General features: G+C 61.4%; 15 protein-coding genes. 5 read left to right on the top strand and 10 right to left on the bottom strand.

Annotation, left to right across the window (positions count from 1 at the left end):
* Window positions 1–72 precede the first annotated feature (72 nt).
* The 5 genes from lon (at window position 73) to cmoB (ending at window position 5,564) form a co-directional block, all read left to right on the top strand.
* Window positions 73–2,493 (top strand): endopeptidase La, encoded by a 2,421-nt coding sequence (gene lon, locus QF039_RS00940; RefSeq protein WP_003210412.1) that lies wholly within the window; start codon window positions 73–75, stop codon window positions 2,491–2,493.
* A gap of 199 nt (window positions 2,494–2,692) precedes the next feature.
* Window positions 2,693–3,085, top strand: a complete 393-nt coding sequence (locus QF039_RS00935) for a protease inhibitor I42 family protein (RefSeq protein ID WP_003210413.1) — start codon at window positions 2,693–2,695, stop codon at window positions 3,083–3,085.
* A gap of 1 nt (window position 3,086) precedes the next feature.
* Entirely contained in the window at window positions 3,087–3,731 is a 645-nt protein-coding gene (locus tag QF039_RS00930; protein WP_003210415.1) for a lysoplasmalogenase, read from the top strand.
* A gap of 136 nt (window positions 3,732–3,867) precedes the next feature.
* On the top strand, window positions 3,868–4,611 hold the full coding sequence (cmoA, locus tag QF039_RS00925; RefSeq protein WP_093201534.1) for a carboxy-S-adenosyl-L-methionine synthase CmoA: 744 nt from the start codon (window positions 3,868–3,870) through the stop codon (window positions 4,609–4,611).
* The gene (gene cmoB, locus QF039_RS00920) at window positions 4,608–5,564 is read left to right on the top strand and encodes a tRNA 5-methoxyuridine(34)/uridine 5-oxyacetic acid(34) synthase CmoB (RefSeq protein WP_003210420.1); all 957 of its coding nucleotides are present in this window, start codon (window positions 4,608–4,610) and stop codon (window positions 5,562–5,564) included. Before cmoA ends, cmoB begins: the two co-directional genes overlap by 4 nt.
* A gap of 138 nt (window positions 5,565–5,702) precedes the next feature.
* On the opposite strand, the gene tadA is transcribed toward cmoB, so the two are convergent.
* The 10 genes from tadA to lptF form a co-directional block, all read right to left on the bottom strand.
* The gene (gene tadA, locus QF039_RS00915) at window positions 5,703–6,194 is read right to left on the bottom strand and encodes a tRNA adenosine(34) deaminase TadA (protein WP_003210422.1); all 492 of its coding nucleotides are present in this window, start codon (window positions 6,192–6,194) and stop codon (window positions 5,703–5,705) included.
* The gene (locus QF039_RS00910) at window positions 6,194–7,573 is read right to left on the bottom strand and encodes a multicopper oxidase family protein (protein WP_087695164.1); all 1,380 of its coding nucleotides are present in this window, start codon (window positions 7,571–7,573) and stop codon (window positions 6,194–6,196) included. The genes tadA and QF039_RS00910 overlap by 1 nt, the downstream gene beginning before the upstream one ends.
* 218 nt (window positions 7,574–7,791) lie before the next feature.
* On the bottom strand, window positions 7,792–8,535 hold the full coding sequence (pdxJ, locus tag QF039_RS00905) for a pyridoxine 5'-phosphate synthase (RefSeq protein ID WP_003210427.1): 744 nt from the start codon (window positions 8,533–8,535) through the stop codon (window positions 7,792–7,794).
* 52 nt (window positions 8,536–8,587) lie between these two features.
* The gene (gene recO / locus QF039_RS00900; RefSeq protein WP_003210428.1) at window positions 8,588–9,277 is read right to left on the bottom strand and encodes a DNA repair protein RecO; all 690 of its coding nucleotides are present in this window, start codon (window positions 9,275–9,277) and stop codon (window positions 8,588–8,590) included.
* Window positions 9,278–9,440: 163 nt separating this feature from the next.
* Entirely contained in the window at window positions 9,441–10,343 is a 903-nt protein-coding gene (gene era / locus QF039_RS00895) for a GTPase Era (protein WP_003210432.1), read from the bottom strand.
* Window positions 10,336–11,025 (bottom strand): ribonuclease III, encoded by a 690-nt coding sequence (gene rnc, locus QF039_RS00890; RefSeq protein WP_003210434.1) that lies wholly within the window; start codon window positions 11,023–11,025, stop codon window positions 10,336–10,338. The genes era and rnc overlap by 8 nt, the downstream gene beginning before the upstream one ends.
* A 147-nt stretch (window positions 11,026–11,172) precedes the next feature.
* Window positions 11,173–12,027, bottom strand: a complete 855-nt coding sequence (lepB, locus tag QF039_RS00885; protein WP_003210437.1) for a signal peptidase I — start codon at window positions 12,025–12,027, stop codon at window positions 11,173–11,175.
* Window positions 12,028–12,032: 5 nt separating this feature from the next.
* Window positions 12,033–13,832: a translation elongation factor 4 gene (gene lepA / locus QF039_RS00880; protein WP_003210439.1), complete on the bottom strand. Its 1,800-nt coding sequence runs from the start codon at window positions 13,830–13,832 to the stop codon at window positions 12,033–12,035.
* Window positions 13,833–13,984: 152 nt separating this feature from the next.
* Window positions 13,985–15,064: an LPS export ABC transporter permease LptG gene (lptG, locus tag QF039_RS00875; RefSeq protein WP_003210440.1), complete on the bottom strand. Its 1,080-nt coding sequence runs from the start codon at window positions 15,062–15,064 to the stop codon at window positions 13,985–13,987.
* Window positions 15,057–16,175 carry an LPS export ABC transporter permease LptF gene (gene lptF, locus QF039_RS00870; RefSeq protein ID WP_003210442.1) on the bottom strand — a complete coding sequence of 373 codons (1,119 nt, stop codon included), beginning with the start codon at window positions 16,173–16,175 and terminating at the stop codon, window positions 15,057–15,059. The genes lptG and lptF overlap by 8 nt, the downstream gene beginning before the upstream one ends.
* Window positions 16,176–16,326: the final 151 nt, after the last annotated feature.

Raw genomic sequence — 16,326 nt, 5'->3', positions numbered from 1 at the left:
TCTCACCCCCCCCATTGAAACCACTGCCGACCCGCCCCATCTAACTTGCATACTTCCTTATGCAGGTGCCCCATGAGCGACCAGCAAGAATTCCCGGACATCGACCTCAACGACTACGCCGACCCGGAAAACGCTGAACACACTTCCGCCAACACTGGCTTGGCCCTCCCAGGGCAAAACCTGCCCGACAAGGTCTACATCATCCCGATCCACAATCGGCCTTTCTTCCCGGCGCAAGTGTTGCCGGTGATCGTCAATGAAGAGCCGTGGGCCGAAACCCTGGAGCTGGTGAGCAAGTCCGACCACCACTCCCTTGCCCTGTTCTTCATGGAAACCCCGCCTGAAGATCCGCGCCACTTCGACACCTCCAGCCTGCCGCTGTACGGCACCCTGGTGAAGGTGCACCACGCCAGCCGCGAAAACGGCAAGCTGCAATTCGTCGCCCAGGGCCTGACCCGCGTGCGGATCAAGACCTGGCTCAAGCACCACCGCCCACCGTACCTGGTGGAAGTCGAATACCCGCACCAGCCGACCCAGCCGACCGACGAGGTCAAGGCCTACGGCATGGCGCTGATCAATGCGATCAAGGAACTGCTGCCGCTCAACCCGCTGTACAGCGAAGAACTGAAGAACTACCTCAACCGCTTCAGCCCCAACGATCCGTCGCCGCTGACCGACTTTGCCGCCGCCCTTACCTCGGCCACCGGCACTGAACTGCAGCAAGTGCTGGACTGCGTGCCCATGCTCAAGCGCATGGAAAAAGTCCTGCCGATGCTGCGCAAGGAAGTCGAAGTCGCGCGCCTGCAAAAAGAAATCTCCGCCGAAGTGAACCGCAAGATCGGCGAACACCAGCGCGAGTTCTTCCTCAAGGAACAACTCAAGGTCATCCAGCAAGAGCTGGGGCTGACCAAGGACGATCGCAGCGCCGACGTCGAGCAATTCGAACAACGCCTGGTGGACAAGGTCCTGCCGACCCAGGCGCAGAAGCGCATCAGCGAAGAAATGAACAAGCTGTCGATCCTGGAAACCGGTTCGCCGGAGTACGCGGTCACCCGCAACTACCTGGACTGGGCCACATCCGTGCCGTGGGGCGTGTATGGCGAGGACAAACTCGACCTCAAGCACGCCCGCAAGGTACTCGACAAGCACCACGCCGGCCTGGACGACATCAAGAGTCGCATCCTCGAATTCCTTGCGGTGGGCGCCTATAAAGGCGAAGTCGCCGGTTCCATCGTGCTGCTGGTGGGCCCGCCGGGCGTGGGCAAGACCAGTGTCGGCAAATCGATTGCCGAATCCCTCGGCCGGCCGTTCTACCGCTTCAGCGTCGGCGGCATGCGCGACGAGGCCGAGATCAAGGGCCATCGCCGCACCTACATCGGTGCGATGCCGGGCAAGCTCGTGCAAGCCCTCAAAGATGTGGAAGTGATGAACCCGGTGATCATGCTCGACGAGATCGACAAGATGGGCCAGAGCTACCAGGGCGACCCGGCCTCGGCCCTGCTCGAAACCCTCGACCCGGAACAGAACGTCGAATTCCTCGACCACTACCTGGACCTGCGCCTGGACCTGTCCAAAGTGCTGTTCGTGTGCACCGCCAACACCCTGGATTCGATCCCCGGGCCGTTGCTGGACCGGATGGAAGTGATTCGCCTGTCGGGCTACATCACCGAAGAAAAGGTCGCGATTGCCAAGCGTCACCTGTGGCCCAAGCAGCTGGAAAAAGCCGGCGTGTCGAAAAACAGCCTGTCCATCAGCGACGGCGCCCTGCGCGCCCTGATCGATGGTTACGCTCGCGAAGCCGGGGTGCGCCAACTGGAGAAACAGCTGGGCAAACTGGTGCGCAAGGCGGTGGTCAAGCTGCTGGATGAGCCGGACTCGGTGATCAAGATCGGCAACAAGGACCTGGAAGCCTCCCTGGGCATGCCGGTGTTCCGTAACGAGCAAGTGCTGTCGGGCACCGGTGTGATCACCGGCCTGGCCTGGACCAGCATGGGCGGCGCGACCCTGCCGATCGAGGCGACGCGCATCCACACGCTGAACCGTGGCTTCAAGCTCACCGGGCAACTGGGTGAAGTGATGAAGGAATCGGCCGAGATTGCCTACAGCTACATCAGCTCGAACCTGAAGTCGTTTGGCGGTGACCCGAAGTTCTTCGATGAAGCCTTCGTGCACCTGCACGTGCCGGAAGGCGCCACACCGAAAGACGGCCCGAGCGCGGGCGTGACCATGGCCAGTGCGCTGCTGTCGCTGGCGCGTAACCAGCCGCCGAAAAAAGGCGTGGCCATGACCGGTGAACTGACGCTGACCGGGCATGTGCTGCCGATTGGCGGGGTGCGCGAGAAGGTGATTGCGGCGCGGCGCCAGAAGATTCACGAACTGATCTTGCCGGAGCCTAACCGGGGGAGCTTTGAAGAGCTGCCGGAGTACCTGAAGGAAGGGATGACGGTGCACTTTGCCAAGCGCTTTGCGGATGTGGCGAAGGTGTTGTTCTGATAGTTATGTAGCGCCTGAGCTGGCCTCTTCGCGAGCAAGCCCGCTCCCACACTTGACCGAGTCCATGCTTTGGAATGCGGTCGAATGTGGGAGCGGGCTTGCTCGCGAAGAGGCCGGTGCAGCCAACACAACGCCATCTGTCACACCTTGTCTCATCTTCGGTTATGCTCGCCCTTCGTCGCCAAACAACGGAGCCCCCATGACCGCTGCCCGTCTGCTTCTCCCCCTGAGCCTTTGCCTGCTCGCCGCCTGCGCCAGTGCGCCGAAGCAAAACGTCACCGTGGAAAAACAGAGCGCCTGCCCGCTGCAACTCAAGACCGGGCAAAACCTGATCCTGACCCTGCCCAGCAATCCCACCACCGGTTACCGCTGGGCCATCCAGGACTCGGCCGGCGGCGTGCTGCGCAGCCTGAGCCCCGAGGTCTACAGCAACACCGACGACACCGGCGTGGTCGGCAGTGGCGGCCAATCCACCTGGCGCTTCCAGGCCTTCAACGCCGGCCAGGGCCGTTTGCGCCTCACCTCACAACAACCCTGGGAGCCGGAAGCAGAACCGGCCGAAACCTTCGACTGCGCCATTACGGTGAACTGATATGCCATGGATGATCCTTGCGTTGATGGGGGCGGTAACCTTTATCTACGGCCTGAGCACCCACGCCACCCTGCTCTGCCTGTTGGTAAAGCCATTGCCGGTACTGGCGCTGCTGGGCTGGCTGCATGATGCGCCGCCCACTGACTATCGACGCTGGATCAGCCTGGGGCTGATTTTTTCCCTGGTGGGCGACGTGCTGCTGGCCTGGCCCGGCGACCTGTTCATCTTCGGCCTCGGTGCGTTTTTGTTCGCACACCTGGCGTACCTGAAAGCCTACTTGAGCGACTGCCGCCGCCCGGCGATTTTGCCGCTGGTACTGGCGCTGGTGGTGGGCGCGATCTTGCTGAGCATTCTGATTTCCCATGGCCTGGGCCCATTGCTGGTGCCGGTGGTGGTGTATGCGCTGGTGATCAGCGCGATGCTGTGGCGAGCGCTTGCGCGGTTGGGCAGCGGCGTGCCCAAGCGCTCGGCATACCTGGCGGCCGCAGGTGCGGCGTCGTTCGTGTTTTCCGACACGCTGATCGGGATCAATCGGTTTGTGGTGGCGTTTGAAGCGGCGCCGTATTTGCTGATCGTCAGCTACTGGCTGGGGCAGTGGGGCATTACGGCCTCTTCCTTTCCTCAGAAAAAAACCGTCAACCTGTAGGAGCTGGCTTGCCAGCGAAAAAACCCACAGTTGCCGCGTTCATCCAGAAAGTCCGCGTCATCGTTAACGAACATCGCCGGCAAGCCAGCTCCTACGCTAAAATGCCCGGCTTTCCCCCTTCGTCGCCGGAACAGCCGTGAGCAAAGAACCCGATCGCCTATTCGCCCAGCCCCTGCCCCAGGTGCCGGACTTCGCCTTCAACGAAGACGTGGTGCGGGTTTTCCCGGACATGATCAAGCGCTCGGTGCCCGGCTACCCGACCATCGTCGAGAACCTCGGCGTACTCGCGGCGCAGTTTGCCCAGCCCAATAGCGTGCTCTACGACCTCGGTTCATCCCTCGGCGCGGTGACCCAGGCCCTGCGCCGTCACGTGCGCACCGACGGTTGCCGGGTGATCGCGGTGGATAACTCGGCGGCGATGGTCGAGCGTTGCCGCGAATACCTCAATGGCCAGGACTCGATGTTCCAGGAGTTGCTGCCGGTGGAGGTGATCGAGGGCGATATCCTCGCCCTGCAATTCCAGCCGGCTTCGGTGGTGGCGCTGAACTTCACCCTGCAATTCATCGCCCCCGAACAACGCCTGGCCTTGCTCTCGCGCATTCGCCAATCGCTGCTGCCGGGCGGCGCGCTGATCCTTTCGGAAAAGCTGCGCTTCAATGACCCGGAAGAACATGCGCTGCTCACCGACTTGCACATCGCCTTCAAGCGTGCCAACGGCTACAGCGAACTGGAAATCGCCCAGAAGCGCAGCGCCATCGAAAACGTCATGAAGCCCGACAGCCTCGAAGAACACCGCGAACGCCTGCTGGCGGCCGGGTTCTCGAAAGTCGTGCCGTGGTTCCAGTGTCTTAACTTTGCTTCGTTGATTGCCTTGCCATGATTGATCTGTCTCCCCTCGCCCGCCATCTGGTCGGCACTCCCCTGGCCGTATGGGCCCAGGGCCTGCAAGCGCAACTCGATGCAAAGATGGAAAAAGGCCATGGCGACCTGGAACGCTGGCAGAGCGCGCTGGATGCGCTGCCGAAGATCATGCCCAGTGAAATCGACCTGCTGAACGGCCTGGTGCTGGATACCGACTGCGACGACGACACCCGTGCGCAAATGCGTACTGCGCTGATGGGCCTTTGCCCGTGGCGCAAGGGCCCGTTCGATCTGTTCGGCGTGCACGTGGACACCGAATGGCGCTCGGACTGGAAATGGTCGCGGGTCGCGCCGCACCTGGACCTCAAGGGCAAACGGATCCTCGATGTGGGCTGTGGCAACGGCTATTACATGTGGCGCATGCTCGGCGCCGGCGCCGACAGTGTGATTGGCGTCGACCCGAACTGGTTGTTCTTCTGCCAGTTCCAGGCGGTGCAGCGTTATCTGCCGACGCCCAAGGCCTGGCACCTGCCGTTCCCGTTTGAAGACCTGCCGTCGAACATGGAAGGCTTCGACACGGTATTTTCCATGGGCGTGTTCTACCATCGCCGCTCGCCCATCGAGCATTTGCTGGCGCTGAAGGATTGTCTGGTCAAGGGTGGGGAGCTGGTGCTGGAGACGCTGGTGGTTGAAGGCGATCAGCAGCAAGTGCTGGTGCCGGAAGACCGCTACGCGCAGATGCGCAACGTTTGGTTCCTGCCGTCGGTGCCGGCGCTGATGCTGTGGCTGCGGCGTGCGGGCTTCAGTGAGGTGCGCTGTGTGGATGTGAGCGTGACCACGGTCGAGGAACAGCGCGGCACGGAGTGGATGAAGTATCAGTCCCTCAGCGACTTCCTGGACCCTGAAGATCACAGCAAGACCATCGAAGGGCTGCCGGCGCCGATGCGGGCGGTGATTGTCGCGAAGAAATAAGACTGCTGTTGTGTTGAAGAAATAAGACTGCTGTTGTGGCGAGGGAGCTTGCTCCCGCTGGAGTGCGCAGCGCTCCCCGGATTTTGGGGCCGCTACGCAGCCCAGCGGGAGCAAGCTCCCTCGCCACAGGGCATCGCGTCAGCCTTTGGCTCTTCGCGCCTTGAAGAACTCGCTCAACACCGTCCCGCACTCCTCGGCCAACACCCCGCCCTCATACAGCACCCGATGGTTGAGAAAGCCCTGGGTAAAAAACTGCCCCTGGCTTTGCACAATTCCGGCTTTGGGCTCCAGCGCGCCGTACACCACCCGGGCAATCCGTGAATGCACGATCAGCCCGGCGCACATGCTGCACGGCTCCAGCGTGACGTAGAGCGTGCTGCCCGGCAGCCGGTAATTGCTGACAGCCTGAGCAGCGGCCCGAATCGCGACCATCTCGGCATGCGCACTGGGGTCGTTGCCGCTGATGGGGCAGTTGAAGCCGCGCCCGATCACTTCGCCATCCTGCACCAGCACCGCGCCCACCGGCACTTCGCCCAGCGCGGCCCCCTGGGCAGCCAGGGCCAGCGCTTCACGCATGAAGTCCTGGTCGCGGCTGCGGTCGATAATCGCCGTGGGGCGAAACTGGCGCATCACGCCACCTCGATGGCGGCCATCAGGCCGGTTTCCATGTGGTCGATCACATGGCAGTGGAACATCCAGACACCCGGGTTATCCGCCACCAGCGCCACGCGGGCACGCTCGTTCTTGCCCAGCAGGTAGGTGTCGGTGAAGTACGGAATCACCTTGTGGCGGTTCGAGGCGATGACCTTGAAACTCATGCCGTGCAGGTGGATCGGGTGTTGGTACTGGGTCATGTTCTTCAATTCGAAAATGTAGCTCTTGCCCTTTGCAAGCTTGGCAATCGGGCGGTCGGCGCAGGTCTTGTCGGTGATGTCCCAGGCCTGGCCGTTGATCTGCCACAGGCTCGGTGGCTTATTGTCCACGTTCACCGAGACCGATCCAACCCATTCGAAATTGAAGTTGAGTTTCTCGGCATTGGCCAGGTCCGGCTCGGCAATCGGGTTCGCCGGCAACGCAGGCGGCCATTCGGTCGCCGTGTCGGTGCTGGCCACCGAGCGGAAGGTGCCCAGGCGTACCGGGCCGTTGCGGATCGACAATTCTTCACCGGCGGGCGGCGCCTTGATCGCCAGGCAGATGCGCATGCCAGGGCCGAGCCAGTATTCCTTGCCCAGCGGGCGCGGTTCGATGGGGTTGCCGTCCAGGGCATAGATCTGCGCTTCAACGTCGGGGATGTTGATGCGATAGGTCAGGGTGTTATCGAGGTTGAGCAGGCGCACACGGGTGATCTGCCCGGCCGGCAAATCAATCACCGCCTGGGACACGCCATTGATGGTCGACAGGCGTCCGGCGGTGCCGCCCCGGGCCGCTTCGCGGGGAATGCTGAAGGCGACAAAAGCGCCCTCTTCGTCCACGTGCCAGCTTTTCAGGCTCAGGGTGCGTTCGTGCTTGAAACCGGTGGGTTCGCGCTCCTCGATGATCAGCGGGCCCACCAGGCCACGGCCCAGTTCTTCGCTGCTGTTCACGTGGGGGTGATACCAATAGCTGCCGGCATCGGGCACGCGGAATTTGTAGTCGAAGTATTCGCCCGGCAGTACCGGCAATTGCGAGACATACGGCACGCCGTCCATTTCCAGCGGCAGGCGAATGCCATGCCAGTGGATGGTGGTGGCGACCGGCAGGTGGTTGATAAAGCGTACCCGCAGCCATTCACCCTGGCGCACTCGCAACTCGGTGCCCGGCGCCGAAGGGCCGAAGGCCCAGGCCTGGGTCTTGTGCCCCGGCACCAGCTCCACGTCCAGCGGCGCGGCGATCAGCTCGTAATCGTGCCCCGCCTCGGCCTCGGCCACCTTCCCGAGCCAGTAGCGATAGGCGCCACCGGCACCGACGCCCACCACCGCGAGACCGGCAAGACCACCCAGGATTTGTCGACGGGAAAACGATTGGGACACAACAACCTCACGTATCTGCCGCGGGTCCGAGACCCGCAAAGGGCAGATACCATACACCGGCATCACCTAAACAGTAAGGGTTCGCATTGCCACATGTGGGAGCGGGCTTGTGTGGGAGCGGGCTTGCTCGCGAAAGCGGCGTGTCAGACGATGCATGAGTAACAGACCCACCGCCTTCGCGAGCAAGCCCGCTCCCACATTGGATCTTCAGCGCTCTTTTAATGTTTGGCGGCGGCCAGAATCAAGGCCTTCATCTCGGCGACGGCGCCTTTGAAGCCGACGAACAGCGCGTGCGCCACCAGCGCATGGCCGATGTTCAGCTCGTTGATGCCCTTGATCGCAGCCACGGCTTCGACGTTATGGTAGTGCAGGCCGTGGCCGGCGTTGACGATCAGGCCTTCGCCCAGGCCGCAGTTGACGCCGTCGATGATGCGCTGTAATTCGTCGGCAACTTCGGTCGGCGTGGTCGCGTCGGCATAACGGCCGGTGTGCAGTTCGATGGCCGGGGCACCGACACGGCGCGAAGCTTCGATCTGGCGCTCGTCGGCATCAATGAACAGCGAGACTTCACTGCCGATCTTCGACAGGCGCTCCACGGCAGCCTTGATCCGCGCTTCCTGGCCAGCCACATCGAGGCCGCCTTCGGTGGTCAGTTCCTGGCGGGTTTCCGGCACCAGGCAGATATGCGCCGGGCGGATGCGCTCGGCGAACGCCATCATTTCCTCGGTGACGCCCATTTCGAAGTTCATGCGGGTTTGCAGCACGTCCTTGAGCAGCAGCACGTCGCGCTCCTGGATGTGGCGCCGGTCTTCGCGCAGGTGCACGGTGATGCCGTCGGCGCCCGCTTCTTCGGCGTCCAGCGCGGCCTTGACCGGGTCCGGGTAACGGGTGCCCCGGGCCTGGCGCAGGGTGGCTACGTGGTCGATGTTCACGCCGAGAAGAATGCGATTGCTGGTGGTCACGAAAAGCGCTCCTGAAGAGGGAAGGAATCGCTGCACAGCATACACGGGGATGTCAGGGCTTTCGAAACAACTCGCGGCTGACCAGTGGCCGACCGCCCAGATGCACGGCCAGGGCTTGGCGCATCAGGCGCTTGGCGGCGGACAGGGCGCCGGGGGCGGTCCAGTCGGCTTCGCTCATGGCGAGCAATTCGGTGCCCTGGAACAGGCCGGGTTGCAGCAGGTAGACCCGCTCCAGGCCTGCGTCCACTTGCAGGCGGTACATGCCGTCGGCGGCGATGGGCTCGCCGTGCAGGTCGTTGCTCAGTTCGAAGCCGTAGCCCAAGTCATCCAGCAGGCGCCATTCGAATGCGCGCAGCAGCGGCTCCAGGGGACGGCCTTCGGCGAGGGCGAGCAAGGTGGCGGCATAATGATCGAAGACGCCGGGGTGCGGGTCTTCGGCGGGGAGCAGGCGGATCAGCAATTCGTTGAGGTAGAGGCCGCTGAACAGCGCCTCACCGTTGAGCCAGTTGGAGGCGCCGGCAGCTTCCATGCGGCCGACGTTCTTCAGCTCGCCGCGTCCACGAAACTCCACTTCCAGGGCCACGAAGGGCCGCGCCAGGGTGCCGGCCTTGCCACGTGCACTGCGCAAGACCGCGCGCAGGCGGCCTTGGGGCGTGAGGAAGTCCACCAGGGCGCTTGTCTCGCGGTAGGCGCGGCTGTGCAAGACGTAGGCGGGTTGGCCGGTGGGTGGGGTTTGAGACATGGGGTTCTCGCTGCGGGAACACGGTCTGGAAAACAACGACTATCAATGTGGGAGCGGGCTTGCTCGCGAATGCAGGGTGTCAGTCAACACATCTGGTGACTGACACCCTGCATTCGCGAGCAAGCCCGCTCCCACATTTGTCCTGCGGTGTTCCGGAGACCTGTTACAGGTCGCCGTAACCCAACGAACGCAACGCGCGCTCATCATCGGACCAACCGCCCTTAACCTTCACCCACAGGTTGAGCATGATCTTGGAATCAAACAGCAATTCCATGTCCTTGCGCGCTTCGGTGCCGATGCGCTTGATGCGCTCGCCCTTGTCGCCAATGATGATTTTCTTCTGGCCATCACGCTCAACGAGGATCAACGCATGGATATGCAGGGTCTTGCCCTGCTGCTTGAACTCTTCGATTTCGACGGTGATCTGGTACGGCAGCTCGGCACCCATCTGGCGCATGATTTTCTCGCGTACCAGTTCGGCGGCGAGGAAACGGCTGCTGCGGTCGGTGATCTGGTCTTCCGGGAAGAAGTGTTCGTTCTCCGGCAGGTAGCCAGCAATCACACGTTCCAGGGCTTCAAGGTTGTGCCCGTGCTGGGCCGAGATCGGCATGATCTGGGCGTTCGGCAGTTGTTCCTGCAGCCAGCTCAGGTGCGGCATCAGCTCGGCCTTGTCTTCGATGCGGTCAGTCTTGTTCAACGCGACGATCAACGGGCCGGTGACGTACTGCACGCGCTCCAGAACCATCTGGTCTTCGTCGGTCCACTTGGTACGGTCGACCACGAAGATCACCACGTCGACGTCTTTCAACGCTGCCGAAGCGGTTTTGTTCATGTAGCGGTTGAGGGCCTTTTCGCCGCCTTTGTGCATGCCCGGGGTATCAACGTAGACAGCCTGTACGGCGCCTTCGGTCTTGATGCCCAGCATGTTGTGGCGGGTGGTCTGGGGCTTGCGCGAGGTGATCGCCAGCTTCTGTCCCAGGATGTGGTTCAGCAACGTGGACTTGCCCACGTTCGGACGGCCGACGATGGCAACATAGCCACAGCGAGTTGCGGTTGAATCAGTCATGGCCATTCTCCACGCCCAGGGCAATCAGTGCTGCAGCGGCCGCTACCTGTTCGGCAATACGACGGCTCACACCCTGACCTCGGCTTTTTTCATTCAGTAAGGTGATTTCGCATTCGACGAAGAAGACTCGGCAATGCGGCTCACCCTGGATATCCACCACTTCGTAACGCGGCAGGTCGCAACCACGGGACTGCAGGAATTCCTGCAGGCGGGTCTTTGGATCTTTGTTGGTGTCTACCAGCGTCAGGCTTTCGATTTCGGTCGACAGCCAGGCGACGACGCGCTCCTTGGCCGCTTCCATGCCCGCGTCGAGGTAGATCGCGCCGATCAGTGCCTCAAGGGCGTCGGCCAGGATCGACTCGCGACGGAAACCGCCGCTCTTAAGCTCGCCGGAGCCCAGGCGCAGGTAATCACCCAGGTCGAAACCACGGGCCAGTACAGCCAGGGTCTCGCCTTTCACCAGGCGCGCACGCAAGCGCGACAACTGGCCTTCGCGGGCCAGCGGGAAGCGATTGAACAGGGCTTCGCCGGCGACGAAATTGAGGATGGCATCACCGAGGAATTCCAGGCGCTCGTTGTTACGCCCGGCAAAACTGCGGTGTGTGAGGGCAAGGATCATCAATTCCTGATCCTTGAAGGTGTAGCCGAGCTGGCGCTCGAGACGGCTTAGAGAAACGCTCACGGTTTACCCACATTCAGTTCGAGGCACCGGTGGCCTGCGACGATTAACGCTGTGTTCAAATTCAAATCCTGGTGGTTGCTGCATGGGGCCTGGTTTTGTCCAAGCCCCAGAAAAGCATTCGGCGCTGTGTTCACAGCGCCGCATGGATTACTTGATCAGCCCGACCCGCGAGAAGTTCGGCAGGTGGCTGAGCTTGGGTTCCGGCCAACTCATCCAGACCGCGAAGGCCTTGCCGACGATATTCTGGTCGGGGACCATGCCCAGCAGGTCCTTGGGAATATTCGGGTCATCCCAGTAGCGGCTGTCGTTGGAGTTGTCGCGGTTGTCGCCCATCATGAAGTAGTGCCCGGCAGGCACTGTCCACTGGTTGTCAGGCGGCGAACGGTAGCGGCTCATCTCCTTGCGGATTTCGTGCTCTACCGCCCCGAGTTTTTCCTGGTACAGCTCGGCGCTGCCCAGGGTGTTCGGCTCGGAACCGATCAGTTTTTCTGCCACCGACTCGCCGTTGACGAACAGGCGCTTGTCACTGGTGTAGCGAATCACGTCGCCCGGCAGGCCCACTACACGCTTGATGTAGTTGACGTTCGGGTCGCTTGGGTAGCGAAACACCATCACATCGCCGCGCTGCGGGTCACCGATCTCGATCACTTTCTTGTCGATCACCGGCAAGCGGATCCCGTAGGAAAACTTGTTCACCAGGATGAAGTCGCCCACGTCCAGGGTAGGTTTCATCGAGCCCGAAGGGATCTGAAACGGTTCCACCAGGAACGAACGCAGCACCAGCACGATGAACAACACCGGGAAGAACGACTTGCCGTATTCAACCAGCATCGGCTCTTTGTTCAGTTTCTCGATCACCGCCACATCGGGCTGGCTGACGCTGCCCTGATAGGACGCGATGGCTGCCCGGCGACGCGGGGCGAAGAACACCAGATCGAGCAACGCCAATAGACCGCAAACGGCAACGGCGATGACCAGCAACAGCGGGAAATTTAGTGACATAGGACCTAACTATCCAACCTGAGCACCGCAAGGAAGGCTTCTTGTGGAATTTCCACGTTACCCACTTGCTTCATGCGTTTTTTACCGGCCTTTTGCTTCTCGAGCAGCTTGCGCTTACGGCTGACGTCGCCGCCATAGCATTTGGCCAGTACGTTCTTTCTGAGTGCCTTGACGGAAGTCCGTGCAATGATCTGCCCGCCAATGGCGGCCTGGATCGCAACGTCGAACATCTGGCGCGGAATCAGTTCTTTCATCTTCTCGGTCAACTGGCGACCTTTGTAGTGCGCGTTGTCCTTGTGCACGATCAGCGCCAGGGCATCTACCTTGTCGCCGTTGATCAGTACATCCAGCTTCACCAGATTAGCTGATTGGTAACGGTCAAAATGGTAATCCAGCGAAGCATAGCCGCGGCTGGTGGATTTGAGACGGTCGAAGAAGTCCAGGACCACTTCGTTCATCGGCAAATCGTAGGTCACTTGCACCTGGGTACCGAGGAACAGCATGTCGTGCTGTACGCCACGCTTTTCGATACACAGGGTAATGACGTTGCCCAGATGCTCTTGCGGCACAAGAATATTGGCCCGCACGATCGGTTCGCGCATGTCTTCGATGGAAGACAGATCCGGAAGCTTGGACGGGTTGTCGACGTAAATCGTTTCACCGGTTTTCAGCGCCAGTTCAAAAATAACCGTCGGCGCGGTGGTGATCAGGTCCAGGTCGTATTCGCGCTCGAGGCGCTCCTGGATGATTTCCATGTGCAGCATGCCCAGGAACCCGCAGCGGAAACCGAAGCCCAGGGCGTCGGAGCTTTCCGGGGTGTACTGCAACGACGAGTCGTTGAGGGTCAGCTTCTGCAGGGCTTCGCGGAAGTCCTCGAAGTCGTCGGAGCTGACCGGGAACAGGCCGGCGTAAACCTGCGGCTGGATGCGTTTGAAGCCCGGCAGCACGTCGACGTCAGGGGTGGAGCTCAAGGTCAGGGTGTCACCTACCGGTGCACCGTGGATGTCCTTGATACCGGCGATGATGAAGCCTACTTCGCCGGCTTTCAGATCAGTGGTAGCCGTGTGCTTCGGGTTGAATACACCGACGCTGTCCACCAGGTGGATCTTGCCGGTGGACTTGACCAGGATCTTGTCGCCCTTCTTCACACGGCCGTGGCGCACGCGTACCAGGGAAACAACGCCCAGGTAGTTGTCGAACCAGGAGTCGATGATCAACGCTTGCAGCGGATCTTCGTAGTTGCCGGTGGGGGCTGGAATGGTCTTGACCAGGCGCTCGAGCACTTCGTCGACGCCCAGGCCGGTCTTGGCGCTGCACTCGACGGCGTCGGTGGCGTCAATGCCGATGATCTTCTCGATCTCTTCCTTGACGCGGTCCGGATCGGCCTGTGGCAGGTCGATCTTGTTCAGCACCGGCATCACCTCCAGGCCTTGCTCGATGGCGGTGTAGCAGTTGGCCACGGACTGGGCTTCAACGCCCTGGCCCGCGTCCACTACCAGCAACGCACCTTCGCAGGCCGCCAGGGAACGGCTGACTTCATAGGTGAAGTCGACGTGACCCGGGGTGTCAATGAAGTTGAGCTGGTACTTGATACCGTCTTTGGCGGTGTAGTACAGGGTTACGCTGTGGGCCTTGATGGTGATCCCGCGCTCGCGCTCGAGGTCCATGGAGTCCAGCACCTGGGCTTCCATTTCACGCTCGGCAAGGCCGCCGCACATCTGGATGAATCGATCGGCCAGCGTCGACTTGCCATGGTCAATGTGGGCGATGATGGAGAAATTGCGGATATGACTCAAATCACTCACGGATCAACACTCAAAAAGGCTGCAGGCAGACTGCCCGCTGAAAAATAGCCGGGAATTGTACCTGATGCGCAGACCAGACGTCATCCATGGCGACCAAGAACAAAAATGCCCCGGTCGTTCGAACGGGGCATTTTTTGTTCATAAGCGCGGGCTCAACCGGCCCGACGCAACAGCCAGAAGCCGGCCACGGCGCAGATGGCGGTCGGCACCAGCACCGCAAACAGCGGCGAGAAACCGAATACCAGGCTGGACGGCCCCAGCAGGTCCTGGGCGATACGGAAGGTGAAACCCACCAGTACGCCGGTAAACACGCGCTGGCCGAGGGTCACGGAACGCAACGGGCCAAAGATGAACGAGATCGCCATCAGCACCAGCGCGGCCGTCACCACCGGCTGCAACACCTTGACCCAAAACGCCAGCCAGTAACGGCCGTTGTTCAAGCCCTGGTCCTTGAGGTAATGGATATACCCCCACAGGCCGGAGATAGGCAGGCTTTCCGGGATCATCACCACGGTATTCAGCAATTCGGGCTTGAGGGAAATATCCCACTGCTCCGTCGGCACATTGATCACTTCGGTGGTCGATGCCGCACCCTTGCCGATATCACGGAAATAGGTGGTGGTCACATCGCTCAGTTGCCACTTTTCGTCGGCGTACTGCGCACGTTTGGCGAAGCTCGACGACAGCAGGTGACGTTCCTTGTCGAAGTGGTAGCGGGTGACACCCACCAGCAAGCCACCCGGCTGCACGGCGTTGATGTGGATAAACTCCTCACCCTGGCGGTGCCACAGGCCATGCTTGGAGCTCTGGGCATCGCCCGAACCCTGGGCCAGGGCACGATTGGCCTGGGCCGTGGACTCGGCTGGAGGCGCCACGTATTCACCGATCAGCACGCTGACCACCATCAGCAACAGCATGGGCTTCATGACCGCCCACACGATGCGACCGATGGAAACACCCGCCGCGCGCATGATGGTCAGCTCGCTGTTGCTGGCCAGGCTGCCCAGGCCGATCAGGCAGCCGATCAGCGCGGCCATCGGCATCATGTCGTACAGGCGACGGGGCGCCGTCAGCGCCACGTAGCTCAGGACGTCGGTAACGGTGTAGGTATCGCTGACGTTGCCGACTTCATCAATGAAGGCGAACAACGAGGCCAGCCCCAGAATAATGCCCAATACCGCAAGGATTGCGACCAGGACGCTGCTACCAATGTAGCGGTCGAGCTTAACCACGAGCCATCTCCTTCACGCTGCGACGACTCCGCATCTTCAACCGCATCGGTTCCCAATAAAGCAGCCCCAGGCCAATGGCCAGGAAGACCCCGTGGACCCACCACAACCCAAGGGCCGGCGGCAGTTTGCCCTTCTCCAGGGAGCCGCGGGCGGAAATCAGGATGGTCAGGTAAGCCATATAAAGCAGGATCGCCGGCAGCAGCTTGAGGAAGCGGCCCTGGCGCGGGTTGACCCGGGACAGCGGCACGGCCATCAAGGTCACGATGAACACCAGCAGCGGCAGGGAAATCCGCCATTGCAGCTCGGCGATCGAACGCAGTTCCTTGCTGCCGATCAGGTCGGGGGTCGGGATCGCGTCGCGGTCGGTGACCTCATCGCTGACATCCGGCCGGGCCAGCATCACGCCATAGGTGTCGTACTTGATTGCGCGGTAATCGGCCTGACCGGGGCTGCCGTCATAGCGATAGCCATCTTCCAGGATCAGGTAACGGCTGCCATCCGGACGCACTTCCTGGCGCCCCTTGTCGGCCACCAGAATCGAAATACCACGGTCTTTCTGGTTCTGGCCGAGATTTTTCTGGGAGATGAACACCCCTCCCAGGTTGGCACGGTCATCCGACATTTGCTCGGTATAGGTCACCCGGGTGCCGTCGTTGAGCGCTTGGAAGCGGCCCGGCTCCAGGGTGTCGAATTCGGTCATGGCGTCCTGTTTGTTCAGCACCAGCTGGAACTGCATGGCGCCCTGGGGCGCCAGGCTCAAGCTCAGCCAGGCCACCACCAGCGCGATACCGGTGGCCGGAACCATGGTCATGGCCAGCAAACGTTGCTGGCTCATGCCGGTGGCCGACAACACGGTCATTTCGCTTTCAAGGTACAAGCGGCCGTAGGCCAGCAGAATCCCGAGAAACAGGCCCAATGGCAGGATCAGCTGCAGGAAGCCCGGCAGGCGAAAGCCCATGATCAGGAACAGCGAACCCGGATCCAGGGCACCCGAGGCAGCCTGGGCGAGGTATTTGACGAAGCGACCACTCATGATGATGACCAGCAATACCGCACTCACGGCACTCAGGGTCAACAGGACTTCGCGGGATAGATAACGGAAGACGATCAAACCAGACACTCCAGGGTTGTCAGGCTAAGGCGGCCAAACAAGCAAGCATATCGAGTCGACCCATTGCTGCAGGCCGGCTAAAAAGATGGCGCATTATCCTGTGATTGACCGCACCTGTCACGGAGCTTGCTCATACGCGTGCACAAAGCTG

Source organism: Pseudomonas sp. W2I6, from assembly GCF_030815935.1.
Classification (GTDB): Bacteria; Pseudomonadota; Gammaproteobacteria; order Pseudomonadales; family Pseudomonadaceae; genus Aquipseudomonas.
The sequence above is the reverse complement of the archived record's forward strand: the minus strand, read 5'-3'. Positions and strand labels throughout refer to the sequence as shown.

Coding starts and splice junctions, on each gene's coding strand:
- recO (WP_003210428.1), bottom strand. CDS start 9,277: ATGTCTCAAACCCCACCCACCGGCCAACCCGCCTACGTCTTGCACAGC.
- QF039_RS00930 (WP_003210415.1), top strand. CDS start 3,087: ATGCCATGGATGATCCTTGCGTTGATGGGGGCGGTAACCTTTATCTAC.
- tadA (WP_003210422.1), bottom strand. CDS start 6,194: ATGCGCCAGTTTCGCCCCACGGCGATTATCGACCGCAGCCGCGACCAG.
- cmoB (WP_003210420.1), top strand. CDS start 4,608: ATGATTGATCTGTCTCCCCTCGCCCGCCATCTGGTCGGCACTCCCCTG.
- lepB (WP_003210437.1), bottom strand. CDS start 12,027: ATGTCACTAAATTTCCCGCTGTTGCTGGTCATCGCCGTTGCCGTTTGC.
- era (WP_003210432.1), bottom strand. CDS start 10,343: ATGACTGATTCAACCGCAACTCGCTGTGGCTATGTTGCCATCGTCGGC.
- lon (WP_003210412.1), top strand. CDS start 73: ATGAGCGACCAGCAAGAATTCCCGGACATCGACCTCAACGACTACGCC.
- QF039_RS00935 (WP_003210413.1), top strand. CDS start 2,693: ATGACCGCTGCCCGTCTGCTTCTCCCCCTGAGCCTTTGCCTGCTCGCC.